This window comes from Ruegeria sp. YTSC325, assembly GCF_059609525.1.
Window position 1 is genome coordinate 208625 of record NZ_JBXWLY010000002.1, and the last position, 17287, is coordinate 225911.

Here is a 17287-nt window from a genome sequence, read left to right on the forward strand (position 1 = left end):
GCTGAGGTTTGGATTAGAAGGTCGAAGACACTTCCCATTTGGTGATAAGCGCGTTCAGGCTGCCGTCATCCTTCATGGATTGGATCGCCGTGTTGAACTTTTCTTTCAGCTCACCGTCGGATTCGCGGATGCCCATACCGACACCGCCACCCAGCGGCACTTCGTCACCAACGAATACCATGCCCGAGCCGTCTTCGGTGAAGGGCGCCAGGAAGGATTTATCCGCCAGGACTGCATCCGCCTCACCGTTCTGAACGGCTGCGATTGTTTCTTCGGGGCTGGCGAATTCGACCAGAGTCGCGCCGGAATCGGCGACATAGCCCGCCTGAATGGTGCCGGTCTGCGCAGCGATCACACCACCGGCAAGATCAACGCCATCGGACATCGCAACATAAGCAGACGGATCCGGCGGCGTGTAGTTTTGGGTGAAATCGATGACTTCGTCACGTTCGTCGGTGATCGACATACCGGCGATGATGGCATCGTAGTTGCCCGACACCAGGTTCGGAATGATCGAATCCCAATCGTTCTTGACCCATTCACATTCCAGGTTGGCGCGTTTGCACAGCTCGTCGCCCAGCTCACGCTCAAACCCGTCGATTTCGCCTGCATCGTTGACGAAGTTCCACGGAGCATAGGCGCCTTCCGTGCCAAGACGGACGGTGTCCGCCATTGCCATACCAGCGCCGAGCGCCAGGGCTGCTGTGGTCAGAATCAGTTTTTTCATTGGTTACTCCCCAGTTTGGTCCTGTCCGTTTATTAGGCCGCCTGTGTGGCGGATAGAAAGCCCTGAAGCCTCTTGGATTCAGGGGTGGTGAAGATGTCCTCCGGCAGACCTTCTTCTTCGATGAGGCCCTGATGCAGAAAGACGACATGGCTTGAGATATCAGCCGCCATCTTCATGTCGTGGGTCACAATGATCATAGTACGCCCCTCGGCGGCCAGATCCTTGATCACCTTAATTACTTCTTGCTCCAACTCGGGGTCCAGCGCCGATGTCGGTTCGTCAAACAACAGGGCTTCAGGCTCCATGCATAGCCCGCGCGCGATAGCAGCGCGCTGTTGTTGGCCGCCAGAAAGCTGGGCCGGGTAAACGTCGCACTTGTCGCCGATGCCCACTTTTTCCAGATACTTGCGGGCGCTGTCCTCAACCTCGGCCTTGTCACGCCCCAAAACGGTAACAGGGGCTTCCATCACGTTTTGCAGAATGGTCATGTGAGACCACAGGTTGAACTGCTGGAAAACCATCGACAGGTTCGTGCGGATACGCAGAACCTGCTTAGGGTCTGCGGGTCGGCGGTGATGGTCGCTACCTGTCCAGCGCACGGGTTCGCCCTTGAACAGAATCTCACCCTGCTGACTGTCTTCCAACAGGTTGCAGCAGCGCAGCAAAGTGGACTTCCCGGACCCGGACGAACCGATAAGCGATACGACGTCGCCCCGTCTTGCCGTAATATCCACCCCTTTCAGCACCTCAAGATTGCCGAAACTCTTGTGTAGGTTTTTGATCTCGATGACCGGAGTGGAATCTGTCACGGGCGACCTGAGTGTTGTTGGTGTTGGTGCGGTACTAGGGCTTAAATTTCAGCTCAATGCAATGCGCAAATGACACGATTGGGGGGCGAAGCCGTCAAATTGACCAGACGTTCTGGTCAAATCGGTCAGGGAATAAGCTGCTTGACCATGTTCGGAGAGGGGTTTGGAATAGCAAGATAGTCTTGCGCAGGTATGGTGATCAGGTCCAGCAGATGCAGAGCATTGCGGTCGCGGGGCGGCAGAGCGTTGATTGCGTGTCGGACAGCTTTGGCGACAGCGGTCGCGTCCTGTGTGCCCGAGGTGACATAGGGCAAGGCAGGGGTTGGTTCTGTCGCGTCGACATCGCGCAGTTCCGTTCCCAGTTTTGTGTGTTCTTTCAGCATCAACCACGTGAGCGCATCCAGTGCCGCAAAATCGGCTTCGCCTTCAGCCACAGCGCGGGCCGACATGGCGTGAGATCCGGTTTCCAGACCGGACAGAGGACACAATCCCATTTTTTCAAGATGAACCAAGGGGCCTGCCCAACCAGACTGAGACGTCGTCTCGTTATAGGCAAAGGTACCTCGGGAAAGGTCAGCAAGCCCGCGTGAATCCCGTGCGCGTGCCACAAATACCGATCGATAATGACCCGGTGGACAGCCAGACAGACCATAATCGGGCGTACCAACCAACTGAACGTGACCATATAGCCGCGTGCGAAAAGGCATACCGCAGGCCTGCGCGAACAACAAGTCAGGGTTTAGCCAGATATCCCAGGGTTCCGCATCGCGCGTAAGTTCAACCGGGCCGTAACCCAAAGCTGAGCGAATCAACGACCAGTAGCGATCGTTGGCCGGCCGCAGGCTGGGCAAGTCATACATGCCCAGCGCAGCGATCACGACTTAGCGGCCTTCTGTCGGGCCAGTGCCGAGTCTACGTCACTGACGCCCAAAAGACTTACCACGAGCCGTAAGAGTGAATCTTCTTCACCCGTCCGGTGTCCATCCGCCAAAGCAACCGACCACAGGGCCTGAACGACCGCGAGCCGGTCATCATAGGCAACGGCTTCTTTAATGGCACGTGTAAAACGCACAGTGTCCGGTGCCTCGGCTTCAAGATCTTCGGCACGGGCGCGCAAACCGGCGGCCTCGAAAGGGGACAGGCCATAGCGTTCCATGGATATCCGGTCGATGCGGGACATCTCGCTATCGGCATAGTCATTGTCAGAACGTGCGATCCGCACCAAAAGGGCCGTAAGCGCCAGGCGCGCATCATGATCGGGCAGCGGATCGGGCTGCGGGTTTGTCAGGCGGGACAGAAAATCACTAAACATGCGCCAGATATAAAGCGCCGTCAGGTCTCTTCCAAGCGTCTTTGCACGCGGCCACGGGCGGCTTGGCTGTCATTATAGCTTAGACCCATCGCAATCCGGGCCTCTTCGACGATTTTCATTTCGCCTTCGTCCGAGCTGCCATCGGCCAAAACGACTTCCCATAGTGCGTCTAAGGCGGCGAGACGTTCATGCAGATCGGTGGTCTCACGGATCAGCTTGCCGAATGTGTCCGTCTCAGGAGCGGCGGCGTGCAGTTTCTCGCAGGTTGCGCGAACCTTGGCGGCCTCGATCGCGTTGTGCTGATATAACCGCGCCAGAATGCGGTCGATCAGGCTGATTTCTTCCAGCTTATAGTCCCTATCCGCCTGCGCCACGCGCACCATCAGCGCCCCTAGCGCAAGCTCTGCATCAGGGTCAGGCAAATTGTCGTGTTGTGGCGGTCGGAACGCCTGAAAAAACTTTTTCAACATATCGCGAGGTTATTCCATATTTGGTAGCCCGCCAAGCACGGACTACCTGTCATAGCCATCCGTGATCATCAGACCACCATTGACGATCACAATACGCGAAAAAGCGCCAACAAAGCTCGGTTTTCAGCCGCCTTGCTGTAATGCCGCGCTTGCTTGTTCCTGCAACCATCCCAGCATTTGGCGATAGGGCACGGGGCCATAGCTGATACGTGCCACACCAAGCGAGGACAGAGTCGCCGTATCAGGCGTTCCGGGCAATGCGATAATGTTCACCGGCAGTTCGGTCGATTCGCAAAGCCGAGCGATCAATCCTTCGTCCTTAAGACCCGGTGCGAAGAACCCGCTTGCCCCTGCATCTGCGAAGGCACTGGCCCGTGCCATGGCTTCATCCAACATCGCATTGTCATGCTCTTCTGGCTTGGCCTTCAAAAACAAATCTGTGCGGGCGTTGATGAAAGCCGGAACGCCTGCCACGTCGCTTCCTTCACGCATCGCAGCCACCCGCGCGGCCTGGGTTTCAATGTCATAAAGATCATTGGTTCCAACAATTTGATCTTCGAAGTTAAAGCCGACAATCCCAGTCTCCAATGCACGCTGGACGTTGGCCGCAATTGCTACAGGGCTTTCGGCATAGGCACCTTCGAAGTCCAAGGTCACAGGCAAATCGACAGCTGAGACGATGCGACTGACATTGTCCAGCGCAAAGTCCATCGGGATATTCTGACCATCGCCGAACCCTTGAGCCATTGCGACCGGTGCACTGCCTGTCGCAATTGCCTTGGCACCGGCATCGCGCACGGCACCGGCGCTACCAGCGTCCCAGATATTGTAAAGGATCACCGGTGTGCCTTTTTGGTGCAGGGCAGCGAAACGTTCCGCTTGTTTGATCTGATCGGTCATGGCCGGTCTCCTGTCTCGTGTTCCACGGACAGTTAACCCTGTAAACAGGTGTTTCGAACAGAAAAATCCGAAACACCCGTCACGTTAAGGTGACTTAAACCAAGCGAGAAGTGTCCTTGGCCGCGCGGACGAAATCGCGAAACAAAGGGTGCGGATCAAACGGCTTCGACTTGAGCTCGGGGTGATACTGAACGCCGATGAACCACGGGTGATCGGACCACTCGACAATCTCGGGCAGACGGCCATCGGGCGACATGCCCGAGAAGTTCAAGCCCGCTTTTTCAAGTTGTTCGCGATATTTGATGTCGACCTCATAGCGGTGACGGTGGCGCTCCTCGATATTTGTGCCGCCGTAGACTTCTGCTACCTTTGACCCCTCGGCCAGAACCGCATCATAAGCGCCCAGACGCATGGTGCCGCCCTTGTCGTCACCCACTTTGCGTTCGACCTTGTGGTTGCCCTGCACCCATTCTTTCAGGTGATAGACAACTGGCTCAAAACGCTTTTTCCCGGCCTCATGGTCGAATTCCTCGGACCCGGCTTCGGTGATGCCCGCAGCGTTGCGGGCGGCTTCGATCACGGCCATCTGCATTCCCAGACAGATACCCAGATAGGGGACTTTATGCTCGCGGGCATATTGCGCCGCTTTGATCTTGCCCTCGGTTCCACGTTCGCCAAAACCACCGGGCACGAGGATGGCGTGGAAGCCCTCAAGATGCGGGGCGGCGTCTTCAGTATCGAAGACCTCGGCATCGACCCATTCGACCTTGACCTTGACGCGGTTGGCCATGCCGCCGTGGGTCAGCGCCTCGGCGATCGACTTATAGGCGTCTTCCAACTGAGTGTATTTGCCGACGATGGCGACCTTGACCTCGCCCTCGGCGTTGTGGATGCGGTCGCTGACATCCTCCCATTTGGCCAGATCGGGCTTGGGGGCCGGGCTGATCTGGAATGCATCAAGAACCGCCTGATCCAGACCTTCGCGGTGATAGGCCAGCGGCGCATCATAAATGGTCGACAGATCCTGCGCTGCAATCACGCTGTCGGAGCGCACGTTGCAGAAAAGCGCCAGCTTTTCACGTTCTTTCTTCGGAATCGGGCCTTCCGAGCGGCAAACTAGAATGTCGGGGGCCAGACCGATCGAACGCAGTTCCTTGACCGAGTGCTGGGTCGGTTTGGTTTTCAACTCGCCCGAGGCCTTGATGTAGGGCAGCAGCGTCAGGTGCATAAACATGCACTGACCGCGCGGCTTGTCCTGACTGAACTGACGGATGGCCTCAAAGAAGGGCAGACCCTCGATATCGCCCACGGTGCCGCCGATTTCACAAAGCATGAAATCGACCTCATCCTCGCCAATGGCAATGAAATCCTTGATCTCATTGGTGACGTGCGGGATCACCTGAATGGTCTTGCCTAGGTAGTCTCCGCGGCGTTCTTTCTCGAGCACATTCGAATAAATCCGACCCGAGCTGACCGAGTCGGTCTTGCGAGCAGCAACACCTGTGAAACGTTCATAGTGGCCAAGGTCCAGATCGGTCTCGGCCCCGTCATCGGTGACGAACACTTCGCCATGTTCAAAGGGCGACATCGTGCCGGGGTCAACGTTCAGATAGGGGTCCAGCTTGCGCAGGCGAACCGAATAGCCTCGCGCCTGCAACAAAGCGCCCAAAGCCGCCGAAGCCAGCCCCTTGCCCAAGGACGAAACCACACCACCGGTGATGAAAATAAAACGCGCCATGTTGTTCGGCTAGCTCCCGTGAGACGTCAAAATCAGCTGCCCGACGGTTTACGAAAAACCGCTGCATCACGGGACTTCACACATAAAGGATTCGCGCCCAAAGCGCAAGAGAACCGCAAGATGCTGTTGCAGTTCTCTTTCAGATTTCTAGGTTTTGTGGATCAGTTCGCTTGCGGGATCAGCGGCGCGTTGTCGCCCTGCGCCGGAGGCAGCAGATCATCTGCCGACGGAACCGCCGGTGTGCTTTCCTCGACCGGGGCAGGCGCCGGAACGCCCAGACGGTCGATGACCGAGCTGCCCGAGGATTTTTGCGCGGCGAGAATGGTCAGCGTGATCGAGGTGACGATAAAACACGCTGCCAGAATCCATGTGACCTTGCCCAACGCGGTTGCTGCTGCGCGGCCGGTCATGGCGCCGCCACCGCCGCCACCCATACCCAGGCCACCGCCTTCGGACCGCTGCATCAGAACAACGGCGATCAGGCCCAGAGCCAGAAGAAGATGGATGATGAGAACGACGTTTTCCATGGTGGTCCTGTACAGCGTGGCGTGTATCGCGTGGTACTTATGCAAGTTTGGTTCCGGGGGCAAGTCAGGACTTTGCATCACACCCCATGATGTGTCCTATCACAGCAAAGGGACTGGACAGATCGGCGAAAGCTGGCGCACCCTGCCGCCATGCTTCATGACGATCACGACCACCCGCACGCCCTTTTGCCACCCGAACCCGCTCTGCGCGTCAAGGCGCTGGAGACGATTCTGACCCGCAAAGGGTTGATTGATCCGGAGGCGCTGGATGAGATCATTGATACCTACCAGAGTAAGATTGGCCCTCAGAACGGGGCACGGGTTGTTGCAAAGGCTTGGCTGGACCCGGATTTCAAACGTGCTTTGATTGAAGACGCCACGCCCGTTGTCGCCGATCTTGGGTTCTATGGCCGTCAGGGCGAGCATATCGTGGTGGTCGAAAACACGCCCAAACAGCACAACATGGTCGTTTGCACGCTTTGCAGTTGCTACCCTTGGCCGCTGCTGGGAATCCCTCCGGGCTGGTACAAGTCTGACGCTTACCGTGCCCGCGCTGTGCGCGAACCGCGTAAGGTGTTGGCCGAGTTTGGCGTTACCCTGTCGGCTGAGACAGCCGTGCGGGTTTGGGATTCAACGGCCGAGATTCGCTATCTGGTCCTGCCGATGCGCCCCGACGGCACCGAACGGCTGGACGAGGATGCCCTTGCCGCGCTCGTGACCCGTGACAGCATGATCGGCACCGGCTTACCCAAGGTGTCCGCATGACCCGCGTGCACGACATGGGGGGCCGCTTTGGAGATGGTCCGATCAACCCCGAGCCTAACGATGCCCCGGTCTTTGCCGAGGATTGGCACGGCCGCGCGCTGGCGGTGACGCTGGCCGCCGGGTTTCTGGGTCAATGGAACATCGATACTTCTCGGCACGCGCGCGAGAGATTGTCGCCCAAGGATTATGCTCGGTTCTCCTACTACGAAAAGTGGATTTCCGGCCTTGCCGATCTGTTGGTGGAAAAGGCCGTTCTGACTCGCGAGGATTTGTCAGAGGCGGGCTCAAACGATCCGCACCCTCTGGCCGCACGGATGCTGAAGGCTGAGGCGGTGGCTACCGCGCTTGCTAAGGGCGGTCCGGCAGATCGCCCGTCGGACGTGCCGGTCGCGTTCGAGATCGGGCAACAGGTGCGCACCGCCCATCCTGCGGCCAATCGCAAGGTCGATGGCGGGCACACGCGCCTACCGATTTACGCCTCTGGCGCAACAGGGCGCATTCTGCGTCTGCATGGCACCCATGTTCTGCCGGATTCCAGCGCGCATGGTTTGGGCGAAGCGCCGGAACCTCTCTATGCGGTGGTTTTCTCGGCGTCAGAATTGTGGGCGGACCCGGAGAACCAAAGGGATGAGGTCGTACTGGACCTATGGCAAAGCTATCTGGAGGCGGCATGACCAATTGCCCAAACCTCAGCGCCCCTGAACCTGTCTTCTCTGAGCCTTGGCACGCACAGGTTTTTGCCGTGACCGTAGCCCTGAACGAGGCCGGGCGACTCGACTGGCCCGATTGGGCAAGTATGTTCTCACGCACCCTCAAACAACACGGTCTTGAACGAGAGCTTGACGGGGGCGATGACTATTTCAACGCGTGGCTGGAGACGCTTGAGAACTTGCTTGCCGATCAGGGCACAGCGGCATTTGATGAGATATCGAACCTGCAGTCAGCATGGGAAGAAGCGTATCTGACAACGCCGCACGGGCAACCTGTGCATTTACGGCAAAGCGGGTAGGGGGCTCTGCCCCCGCCGCCCGTTCCGGGCGACTCCCCCGAGGTATTTGCGGCCAGATGAAGCAGGGGATCCGCTCTTCATCTGGCTAAAAATACCTCCGCCGGAGGCAGCGCGCGCAGCGCGGTTCAAAACTGCGGCGAATTATCGGTTTCCCTGCCGCGTTCTCCTCGCTATACGAGCGAGGTTTGATAATTCAGCGCAAAAGGACCGGGTATGGCCAATGTGGTTGTTGTCGGCGCCCAGTGGGGTGACGAAGGAAAAGGCAAGATCGTCGACTGGCTAAGCGAGCGGGCAGACGTAATCGCGCGTTTTCAGGGCGGGCACAATGCCGGGCATACTCTGGTCATCGAAGGCGAGGTCTATAAGCTGCACGCACTACCATCGGGCGTTGTGCGGGGCGGCAAGCTGAGCGTGATCGGTAATGGCGTGGTGCTGGACCCGTGGCATCTGCTCAAGGAAATTGGCACCATTCGCGCGCAAGGTGTCGAGATTTCGCCCGACACTCTGATGATTGCCGAAAATACTCCGCTGATCCTGCCGATTCATGGCGAGCTGGACCGGGCGCGCGAAGAAGCCGCCAGCAAAGGTACCAAGATCGGCACCACCGGCCGTGGTATCGGCCCAGCTTATGAAGACAAAGTGGGTCGCCGCTCTGTCCGTGTTGCTGATCTGGTCGATGAGGCGACGCTGGAGGCCCGAGTAGATCGTGCGCTACAGCATCATGATCCGTTGCGCAAAGGACTGGGTATCGAACCTGTGGACCGTGACGCGCTGATTGCGCAGTTGAAAGAGATCGCGGCGGAAATTCTGCCCTTTGCGGCTCCGGTCTGGAAAGTGCTGAATGAAAAGCGCAAAGCCGGTAAGCGCATTCTGTTCGAAGGTGCGCAGGGAGCCCTGCTGGATATCGACTTTGGCACCTATCCGTTTGTGACCTCTTCCAACGTGATTGCAGGGCAGGCCGCCACGGGTGTTGGTATCGGCCCGGGTTCGATCGACTTTGTTCTGGGCATCGTTAAAGCCTATACAACCCGCGTGGGCGAGGGTCCGTTCCCGACCGAGTTGGACGATGCAGATGGGCAGCGTCTGGGTGAGCGTGGACATGAGTTCGGCACCACCACCGGGCGTAAGCGCCGGTGCGGCTGGTTTGACGCCTGTCTGGTCCGCCAGACCTGCGCGACCAGCGGTGTGAACGGTATCTCGCTGACCAAGCTGGATGTTCTCGACGGGTTCGAGACACTGAAAATCTGCGTCGGTTACGATTTGGATGGCGAACGTCTGGACTATCTACCCACCGCCGCGGATCAGCAGGCACGCTGCACACCGATTTACGAAGAAATGCCGGGTTGGAGCGAATCCACCGAAGGCGCGCGCAGCTGGGCCGACCTGCCAGCAAACGCGATCAAATATGTGCGTCGGGTCGAAGAACTGATCGAATGCCCGGTTGCCCTTTTGTCCACCAGCCCGGAGCGGGATGACACCATTCTGGTGACCGACCCGTTTGCCGACTGATGAGCGATAACGAGAAAACCGGCCTTAGCTATAAAGCCCGGCGGCGGTGGTCGCTGGTGCTTTTGCTGGTTGGGCTGCCACTGTACATCGTCGCAGTTGTGACTGTGGTCAACTGGTTGGACCGCCCACCGATTTGGCTGGAATTCCTGATCTACGTGGTGCTCGGTATTCTTTGGGCGTTGCCATTCAAATTCGTATTTAAGGGCGTCGGAAAAGAGGATCCGGATAATCCGTCTGAATAGGGCGGTTCTAACGGCCGCCCCTGACCTCAATTCTCGGCCAGGTCAGGATGGCCCGAGCGAGGGCGTGGTATTCGCCCGAGATTTCTTCGACCAGGCTGAAAGGCGTGGGCCATGGGGGGGTCAGGGTCGCCTCGACCTGACCCGTGACCAGTTTCAGATCGGCTTTGTGTTTAGACGCCAAGCGGCGCATTCTTTGGTTGGTCGCCAAACACATCATGTGAACTTCTCGAAACCCGCGATTTCGGGCGGCGGCAATGATCCGGGATAAAAGCGCGTCGCCGATGCCTCGGTCCTGCCAGGCGGTTTCTACGGTAAAGGCTAGCTCAGCCACCTGATTTTGGCGGTCTGGTACTGTTCGCAATTCCCCAACGCCGCGCAAACAGGAATCGGGAAACGCACCGTACACCAAAGCACCGTCATCAAAGATCCGGCTTAGGTAAGCGTCCAGGAAGGTGCGGCTAACCGGAGCACCAAATCGCGATGCGAGTGCATCGGTGTCCAGGCTGTTGAAATGGCTTGTAACTTTCGGCGTATCGTAAATTCTTAGTCGTCGAATTGGTAGTTCATACATGGCTTAGCCTCTGCTTGAACAGTGTCTATAGGACTAGTTTCTACAGTTTCGATACTATCATTTTTCTGCGCTGCAGCATAGCTGACGTTTCGTCATTCCCGCATTAATCCGCCGAGGATTGGAAAAGGCATAAAAAAGAGGCCCGAGAAAACTCGGACCTCTTCCATCTTTGTGTTTACTGGCCGTCAGCCCGCAGCGCGCTCGTCATCATCGGGTCGGAACCCGATCTGAGTAGAGGCCGCGAACCGACCACCCCCGGCTTTTTCGATTTTGCCGTCGCGCAAAAGCTGCCCAAACGAGCGTAGGCTCTCTTCTCGATTGAACTCATCCTGCTTCAATGAGCGGATTTTGTTCATAAGCTGCGGACGCGAGAATTGTTCCTGACCTTCGACAAAGGACAAGTAGGACGCTGCGGCCTCTAGAAGGTCCGGCAGGGATTGGGCACCCTGTTCCTGAGCATAAAGAGCAAATCCGCCTTCTTCGGTCGCGTTGTCTTGTTCCTGCGCTCGGACGCGGCGTGGGGTTACAGGGTCGTCAGAAGATGCTTGTGTATCAACGCGCTGTTCAGCGACCAGTTTCAGTGGGGCCAGTGCCTCGGGCTGCGGACGCGTGGTTGTCGCTTCAACCTCAGGGCGGCGGGGGCTGATGGACGAGGTCATATCCCGGTACTCGTCCTCATCGGAGTCCGCCAGAGTTCTTTTAGGTGCTTTGCCACTGCGTTCGGCCTCAGTGGCCGCGACGGCAGCGCGCAAATGCGAATAGGTCTCGCGCTGGTCGCTGGCTGCGGGGTCGTCCATTTGGACGTCGGCTTTGTCCATCAACCGCGACACGTCCTGGTCCATGCCGGATACGTCTGCGCCAGAGTCTGCAGCGCGCCGTGCCAGGAACTCTTCAACGTTCGAAATCTCGCTCAGCAGGTCTTCTTCGTCGTTTGCCGTCAGGAAACCTTCGGGAAGTACCTCTTCGTCTTCATCCTCGGTCGCGGCCTCGTCCTCCATGGCGTAATCGCTGAGGATGTTCACGATTTCTTCGTCTTCCTCAGGCGCATTGTCTTGAGAGGACGGTTCGTCCTGAAGATCAGTTTGTTCGAATCCGGCGGCTAGTTCGGTCTCTTCTTGTGCCTCCAGCGGTTCCTGCGCTACGGGCGGTTCGTTCACCCTCGCGGGTTCATCGATCGCAGGTTTCTGATCTGGTTCTGCATGGTCTTCGAAGGCCGGTTCTTGTTGGAAAGCGGTGGGCTCTTCCTGTTTGGGTTCCTCCAGGGTTTCCTCGAAATCGGCACCTTGAAAATCAGGGGTTTCAGTCTCAAGATTCGGGGTGTCTTGAACCTCTTCTTCGAAATCCGAAGAGCTTAGGATTCCAGCCGCAAACGCGGCCGCGACGGCGTCGCTGGGGCCGGCATCGGCATTCATCAGCGACGTTTCTTCGTCCTCGGCGTAGATGACTGTGTTTTCGTCGGTATGAGAAACCACGGCCCGAATGCGCTGAAGCTTGGCAGCAATACTGTCCGCTGCGAGTGGTTCTGCATTTGATAACGGGTCAGTTTCGGGCAAAGTTGGTTCTTGCGCCTGTGCCGTGGGCGTTGGGAGCGGGGCAGAAGCGATGGGTGCGGGCGCGGGCTGATCTGTCGAGCGTAATACCAGCCCGTGATCGTCATGGCTGGCTTCGATCCGCCGCGCGGCATCACGCTGCGCAATACGCGCCAGCATTTCCGCATCCGGCTGAGGGGGCTCCGATCCGAAATAGCGATCTTCCGCAGCCAGATCGCGGAAGTACTCTGCAATCGCCTTCATCGTCTCGAAAGAGTCGTCGAAGCCTTCCAATGTGCATGAGAAGGTGCCGTAGGAAACGGTCAATACCTTGTTATTCTGTACCATCAGACGCACGTCCTTTACAAACTACGAGAGCCAACCCACCCGTCAGAAGGTATAGCTGTTGACCCAGAACTATGCCCATGAACCTATCATTTTGTGGTCTCAATGTGTCCAAATCCGGGAAAAATGATCAATCTAGGAAAAAATATACCGATTGTGCGTACAAACGAGCCAGTTTTGTTGGTCGGCGGTGGACAAATCGGGCCGGAGGATCTGAATCAGACGCTGATTCGCGCCAAATGCGTCGTCGCTGCTGATGGTGGGGCAAATCATTTGATGCGATTTGGACTGGTTCCCGATGCCGTAGTTGGGGATTTTGATTCGCTTGAGGCCGTTGCAGAGGCTCAGATTCCACCAGATCGACTGTTTCGGATTTGTGAACAGGATAGCACGGATTTCGATAAGGCCCTGCGCAGCATAGATACGCCATTGGCGCTGGGCGTCGGCTTTCTGGGAGGGCGACTGGATCATCAGTTAGCAGTGCTTAACACTCTGTCTGTTAGGCAAGATCGGCCTTGTATCTTGATTGGATCGCATGAAGTCGTATTTCATGCGCCGCCTCAGATCTCGCTCAATTTAGGATCGGGCGATGTGGTTTCATTGTTTCCATTTCGGCATGTAACGGGGCGGAGTCAGGGGTTGGAATGGCCCATAGATGGTTTGCAGTTTGCTCCGAATGGGCAGATTGGGACGTCCAATCGTGCGGTGTCTGATGTGGAGTTGCAGATGGACGGGCCGGGTATGCTTGTGATGTTGCCGCGCGACGCTTTGGATCAGGTCATGCAGGCGTTTCTGTCGGGGCAGACCGGGCGCTGGCCCGCTCTCTTAGAATGACGTAAAGCCCCGAAGCGATCGTTATGGAGATGCCAACGGCGGCGATGCCGTTGGGCAGGTCACGGAAGATAAACCAGCCGAACAGGGTGGCCACCGGTATCTCAAGATATTGCATTGGGGCAAGTGTGGCCGAGGGCGCATAGCGCAGTGACCAAGTCATGAACAGATGTGCCACCGTACCCAGCAGTCCAATGGCCCAAAGCAACACATACGTGTTGCCGGTCGGTACGATCAAAGACAGTTCCCATGCACCCGCGGCGGTTCCGATCAGAAGAAACGGTAACATGATCACCGAGGCCATTACGCCAGACACCGCTTGTAGGGAAATCGGATCGGTCTGTTTGGCGATTTGCCGGGTGACCAGCATGAACAAGGCGAAAACAACAGCAACCACAAGCGGTAGCAATGCCGCTGCGCCGACTTGCGCAAAGCTTGGCTGGATGACAAGCAAAGTACCAATGAACCCTACGATACACGCGATCAGGCGGCGCAGGCCCACTTCCTCTCCCAGCACGTATTTACCCAGCAAAAGCATGATGAAAGGCATAACAAAGACAATGGCGACCGCGTCCGCCAAAGGCAGGTATTGCAGAGACGTAAACATCGCGCTGATGCCGATGATGTGCAGAATTGTCCGCACAACCGTCAGCCGCAGCGCGCGGCCTTGCATCTTCCAAGCACGTCCAGTCAACGCAACCAGAGGTGCCAGCACCAACGCCTGAACGGCAAACCGGACGAAGACCAGCATCGCGACCGGCGTTGTCTCTCCCAGCAGTTTGGCCATCGCGTCGCCTGCGGGGGCGAGGATGCAAAAGCCAAGCATCAGCATGATGCCAAGAACGGGGCGATCGACTGTCATATCGATTACGCTAAGCCGTTTAAACGGCCGATGAAAGCCGAAGCGTCAGCAGTTCGGTACGTTCACAGCAAGACCGCCCAACGAGGTCTCTTTGTATTTCTCGTGCATGTCATGGCCGGTTTGGCGCATGGTCTCGATCACCGCATCCAAGGGCACAAAGTGATGACCATCCCCGCGCAGCGCCAGTGAAGCTGCCGAGACGGCCTTGATCGCCCCAAGCCCATTGCGTTCGATGCACGGCACCTGCACCAATCCTGCAACCGGGTCACAGGTCATTCCCAAATGGTGCTCCAGTGCGATCTCGGCGGCGTTTTCTACCTGTTCGGGCGTTCCGCCCATAACCGCGCACAACCCTGCAGCGGCCATGGCGGACGCACTGCCCACCTCGGCCTGGCATCCGGCTTCAGCCCCAGAAATCGAAGCGTTGAACTTAACCAGCCCTCCGATGGCCGCAGCAGTCAGAAGAAAGTCTTCGATACGGCTTTCCGAGGCGCCCGGCACGTGGTCCAGGTAATACCGCAATACGGCAGGTAGAACACCGGCAGCGCCGTTGGTTGGGGCGGTGACCACCTGACCTCCGGCGGCGTTTTCCTCGTTCACGGCCATGGCGTAAACGCTCATCCAATCGTTGATTGTATGAGGCGCGTTCAGGTTCATGCCGCGTTCGGCCTGCAGCGCATCGTGGATACCCTTGGCCCGGCGACGCACATGAAGACCGCCGGGCAAAATGCCGTCGGTGGTCAGGCCGCGCTCGATGCAGTCATTCATCACTTGCCACAGCCGCGCAGTGCCTTTGGCAAAACTGTCTGCACAGCCGCGCGAGATTTCGTTGGCGCGCTTCATTTCGGCGATGCTTTTGCCGCTGGCCTTGGCCATGTCCAGCATCTCGACCGCCGACTTGAACGGGAAGGGCACAGGAGCACCTTCGTCTGTCGCTTTGCCCTCGGCCAGTTCTTCTTCGGTCAGAACAAAGCCGCCACCGATCGAGTAGAAGACCTGGCGCAGGATGACGTCGCCTTGTGCATCGGTGGCCATCAGGATCATGCCGTTTGCATGGCCCGAAAGGTGATGTTCATAGTCAAAGATCAAGTCAGTCTTAGGATTGAACTCAAGCGTGGGCAGCCCCTCGGGGGAAACACTATGCGTCTCATGGATCTCGGCCAGCGCAGCCTCGGCCATGTCGTGGTCGTAGGTATCGGGCACAAATCCAGCGAGGCCCAGAATGGTTGCCCGGTCAGTTGCGTGTCCGACGCCAGTGAACGCCAACGAACCATGCAAAGACCCACGCAGCCCCGTAAATTCGAAGGGCGACGCCCGCATCTGGTCTAGAAACCGCGCAGCGGCGACCATCGGTCCCATTGTGTGCGATGAAGACGGGCCGATGCCCACTTTGAACATATCGAAGACTGACAGGAACATATCAGATAGCAGAGCCTTCCGGAGGGTTAGCGTATGTGGGTGAGGTAAAGGGTGTGACCCCCAACCCCTCGGCCGCGATTGCGGCGCGCGTTGCAGGGCGGGTTTCCAAGTTCATCAGGATGTGTTGCAGGTGCGGTGTATCTGCCAGTTGGTACCAACTGTGATCCGAGCCCGTAGGATAAAGCGCCATCCATCTCATCATACACGCAATGTAATAGGTCAAAGCAGATGGTGCGTCTGCCCGAAACCAGTCGGGCGCGCCTGCGGCCACGGATTCAAGCAGTTTCAGGTGATGGCGCAGGCGAGGGCGGATGCCGTCGCTCAGTGTTCCGGCCTGAACTGCATCAATGTACTTGTCCGCGTAGAACAGAATCCGCATGTCGGCATGCAAGGTGTTCGAAGCGAAGAATAGCCATTTCAGAAACGCGGCGCGGTCCGGATTGTCGGCGGCGGGAGCCATCTGCTGGTGTGTGTCAGTTAACCAAAGCAGAATGGCGGCGGTTTCAAAAACCGGCCCTTGGGGCGTTTCAAGAACAGGGATCAACCCGTTGGGATTAAGCGCAAGATATGCGCTGCTGGCTTGCTGATTTCGGGCGCGGTCAACCAATACGGTATCGTAGGGCAGGCGCATCTCCTCCAGCACCAGCCGGATCACCAGCGAGGCGTTGTCAGGGGCGTAGTGAAGGCGATATCGCGTGTCCATGAAACCTATCTATACCGTACATCAATTCCCGAAAGTCTCGATTGCGACGTTTCCCATAGGAAACGCGTAGTTTGGCATTGGTTCGCCGAGGAATTGGCGGATTCGGTCTCGCAGTTGGTGCAGTCCTTCCGTATAAGTTTCGGCAGCAAAACAGGGGGATGCTGCAATGACCGTAGGGATGTCACCCATCGACACGGCAAAATACGTCGCCGCGCGCCGTGCAGCGGACATGGTTCAGGACGGCATGCGGGTTGGGTTGGGCACCGGGTCGACAGCTGAATGGATGGTCCGCCGGTTGGGCGACAGGGTGCAGAAAGAGGGGTTGAAGATCAAAGGTGTTCCAACTTCGACCCGGACAACCCAACTGGCGCGCGAAGTCGGGATCGAGGTTGTCTCGCTGGATCAGGCCGGATGGCTGGATATGACGATCGACGGTGCCGATGAGTTTGATCGGGAATTAAACCTAATAAAAGGCGGCGGTGGCGCGCATTTGCAGGAAAAGATCGTGGCGACTGCCAGCGATCAGATGGTGGTTATCGCGGATGCGGGCAAACAGGTCGAAACGCTGGGCGCTTTTCCTTTGCCCTTGGAAGTTATCCCCTTCGGCTGGCAAGCGACCCGAACTTTGGTGGAGGAGGTTTTGGACACGATGGACGTCCTTGGAACCTCGACGACCCTGCGACTCAATGGTGAAGCTCCGTTTGTTACAGATGAAGGCAACCATATCCTTGATTTGCACCTGCAACGTATCGGAAACGCCCGACAGTTGGCGTTGGTTCTGAACCAGGTGCCGGGCGTCGTCGAGAACGGGTTGTTTATTGATATCTGCGACAAGGTTGTAATCGGGCATGGAAATGGTCGAGTAGAAATCCGGGATATCAATGAAGGAACGGTCGAGACCGAGCATTCGCCAGACAACAGCGAGAACTTATTTCTGGATATAGCGGACTAAACTTGGCCCGGTGATAGATTTTTTGGGCGACCAAGGGTTGGCAGTGCGGTATTCGACCCCAGATACT

The 17287-nt window shown here is 57.5% G+C and carries 20 protein-coding genes; 7 read left to right on the forward strand and 13 right to left on the reverse strand.

Going from position 1 to position 17287, the window contains the following annotated elements:
- Positions 1 to 13: 13 nt before the first annotated feature.
- The 8 genes from AC2FF7_RS03830 to secG form a co-directional block, all read right to left on the reverse strand.
- Positions 14 to 727 (reverse strand): transporter substrate-binding domain-containing protein, encoded by a 714-nt coding sequence (locus AC2FF7_RS03830; protein WP_170352757.1) that lies wholly within the window; start codon positions 725 to 727, stop codon positions 14 to 16.
- A 32-nt stretch (positions 728 to 759) separates the two neighbouring features.
- Positions 760 to 1536 carry an ABC transporter ATP-binding protein gene (locus tag AC2FF7_RS03835; RefSeq protein ID WP_170750574.1) on the reverse strand — a complete coding sequence of 259 codons (777 nt, stop codon included), beginning with the start codon at positions 1534 to 1536 and terminating at the stop codon, positions 760 to 762.
- 125 nt (positions 1537 to 1661) lie between these two features.
- Positions 1662 to 2414 carry a phosphate/phosphite/phosphonate ABC transporter substrate-binding protein gene (locus tag AC2FF7_RS03840; RefSeq protein WP_480845172.1) on the reverse strand — a complete coding sequence of 251 codons (753 nt, stop codon included), beginning with the start codon at positions 2412 to 2414 and terminating at the stop codon, positions 1662 to 1664.
- Positions 2411 to 2848 (reverse strand): tellurite resistance TerB family protein, encoded by a 438-nt coding sequence (locus AC2FF7_RS03845; protein ID WP_170352759.1) that lies wholly within the window; start codon positions 2846 to 2848, stop codon positions 2411 to 2413. Before AC2FF7_RS03845 ends, AC2FF7_RS03840 begins: the two co-directional genes overlap by 4 nt.
- A gap of 20 nt (positions 2849 to 2868) precedes the next feature.
- A complete protein-coding gene (locus AC2FF7_RS03850) occupies positions 2869 to 3318 on the reverse strand; it encodes a tellurite resistance TerB family protein (RefSeq protein WP_170352760.1) in 450 nt (149 codons plus the stop codon).
- A gap of 123 nt (positions 3319 to 3441) precedes the next feature.
- The gene (locus AC2FF7_RS03855; RefSeq protein WP_480867256.1) at positions 3442 to 4218 is read right to left on the reverse strand and encodes an isocitrate lyase/PEP mutase family protein; all 777 of its coding nucleotides are present in this window, start codon (positions 4216 to 4218) and stop codon (positions 3442 to 3444) included.
- Positions 4219 to 4312: 94 nt separating this feature from the next.
- Positions 4313 to 5956: a CTP synthase gene (pyrG, locus tag AC2FF7_RS03860; protein WP_480867258.1), complete on the reverse strand. Its 1644-nt coding sequence runs from the start codon at positions 5954 to 5956 to the stop codon at positions 4313 to 4315.
- 161 nt (positions 5957 to 6117) lie between these two features.
- On the reverse strand, positions 6118 to 6483 hold the full coding sequence (gene secG, locus AC2FF7_RS03865; protein WP_170353144.1) for a preprotein translocase subunit SecG: 366 nt from the start codon (positions 6481 to 6483) through the stop codon (positions 6118 to 6120).
- 150 nt (positions 6484 to 6633) lie between these two features.
- On the opposite strand from secG, the gene nthA reads away from it, so the two are divergent.
- The 5 genes from nthA (at position 6634) to AC2FF7_RS03890 (ending at position 10008) form a co-directional block, all read left to right on the forward strand.
- Complete coding sequence (gene nthA, locus AC2FF7_RS03870) at positions 6634 to 7248, forward strand: nitrile hydratase subunit alpha (RefSeq protein ID WP_496905215.1); 615 nt, start codon at positions 6634 to 6636, stop codon at positions 7246 to 7248.
- Positions 7245 to 7922, forward strand: a complete 678-nt coding sequence (gene nthB / locus AC2FF7_RS03875; protein WP_480867261.1) for a nitrile hydratase subunit beta — start codon at positions 7245 to 7247, stop codon at positions 7920 to 7922. Before nthA ends, nthB begins: the two co-directional genes overlap by 4 nt.
- The gene (locus AC2FF7_RS03880) at positions 7919 to 8257 is read left to right on the forward strand and encodes a nitrile hydratase accessory protein (protein WP_496848483.1); all 339 of its coding nucleotides are present in this window, start codon (positions 7919 to 7921) and stop codon (positions 8255 to 8257) included. The genes nthB and AC2FF7_RS03880 overlap by 4 nt, the downstream gene beginning before the upstream one ends.
- Positions 8258 to 8470: 213 nt before the next feature.
- The gene (locus AC2FF7_RS03885) at positions 8471 to 9766 is read left to right on the forward strand and encodes an adenylosuccinate synthase (protein WP_496905216.1); all 1296 of its coding nucleotides are present in this window, start codon (positions 8471 to 8473) and stop codon (positions 9764 to 9766) included.
- A complete protein-coding gene (locus tag AC2FF7_RS03890) occupies positions 9766 to 10008 on the forward strand; it encodes a DUF2842 domain-containing protein (RefSeq protein ID WP_170352767.1) in 243 nt (80 codons plus the stop codon). The genes AC2FF7_RS03885 and AC2FF7_RS03890 overlap by 1 nt, the downstream gene beginning before the upstream one ends.
- A gap of 7 nt (positions 10009 to 10015) precedes the next feature.
- Here AC2FF7_RS03890 and AC2FF7_RS03895 read toward each other — a convergent pair whose 3' ends face one another.
- A complete protein-coding gene (locus AC2FF7_RS03895) occupies positions 10016 to 10579 on the reverse strand; it encodes a GNAT family N-acetyltransferase (protein WP_170750590.1) in 564 nt (187 codons plus the stop codon).
- Between the two features lie 185 nt (positions 10580 to 10764).
- The gene (locus AC2FF7_RS03900) at positions 10765 to 12456 is read right to left on the reverse strand and encodes a hypothetical protein (protein ID WP_496905217.1); all 1692 of its coding nucleotides are present in this window, start codon (positions 12454 to 12456) and stop codon (positions 10765 to 10767) included.
- A gap of 123 nt (positions 12457 to 12579) precedes the next feature.
- Between AC2FF7_RS03900 and AC2FF7_RS03905 the strand changes: the two genes are divergently transcribed.
- Positions 12580 to 13287, forward strand: coding sequence for a thiamine diphosphokinase (locus AC2FF7_RS03905; RefSeq protein WP_480867269.1), 708 nt, complete (start codon positions 12580 to 12582; stop codon positions 13285 to 13287).
- Here AC2FF7_RS03905 and AC2FF7_RS03910 read toward each other — a convergent pair.
- Genes AC2FF7_RS03910 through AC2FF7_RS03920 form a run of 3 tightly spaced genes read right to left on the reverse strand, consistent with a single transcriptional unit; the run spans position 13232 to position 16268 of the window.
- The gene (locus tag AC2FF7_RS03910; protein ID WP_496905218.1) at positions 13232 to 14146 is read right to left on the reverse strand and encodes a DMT family transporter; all 915 of its coding nucleotides are present in this window, start codon (positions 14144 to 14146) and stop codon (positions 13232 to 13234) included. The genes AC2FF7_RS03905 and AC2FF7_RS03910 overlap by 56 nt on opposite strands.
- A gap of 45 nt (positions 14147 to 14191) precedes the next feature.
- Positions 14192 to 15565, reverse strand: a complete 1374-nt coding sequence (locus tag AC2FF7_RS03915) for an L-serine ammonia-lyase (protein ID WP_480867272.1) — start codon at positions 15563 to 15565, stop codon at positions 14192 to 14194.
- A gap of 1 nt (position 15566) precedes the next feature.
- Positions 15567 to 16268, reverse strand: coding sequence for a glutathione S-transferase family protein (locus AC2FF7_RS03920; protein ID WP_496905219.1), 702 nt, complete (start codon positions 16266 to 16268; stop codon positions 15567 to 15569).
- 166 nt (positions 16269 to 16434) lie between these two features.
- Here AC2FF7_RS03920 and rpiA point away from each other — a divergent pair, with 166 nt between their 5' ends.
- Entirely contained in the window at positions 16435 to 17220 is a 786-nt protein-coding gene (rpiA, locus tag AC2FF7_RS03925) for a ribose-5-phosphate isomerase RpiA (RefSeq protein ID WP_496905220.1), read from the forward strand.
- The last annotated feature ends 67 nt before the right edge of the window (positions 17221 to 17287 follow it).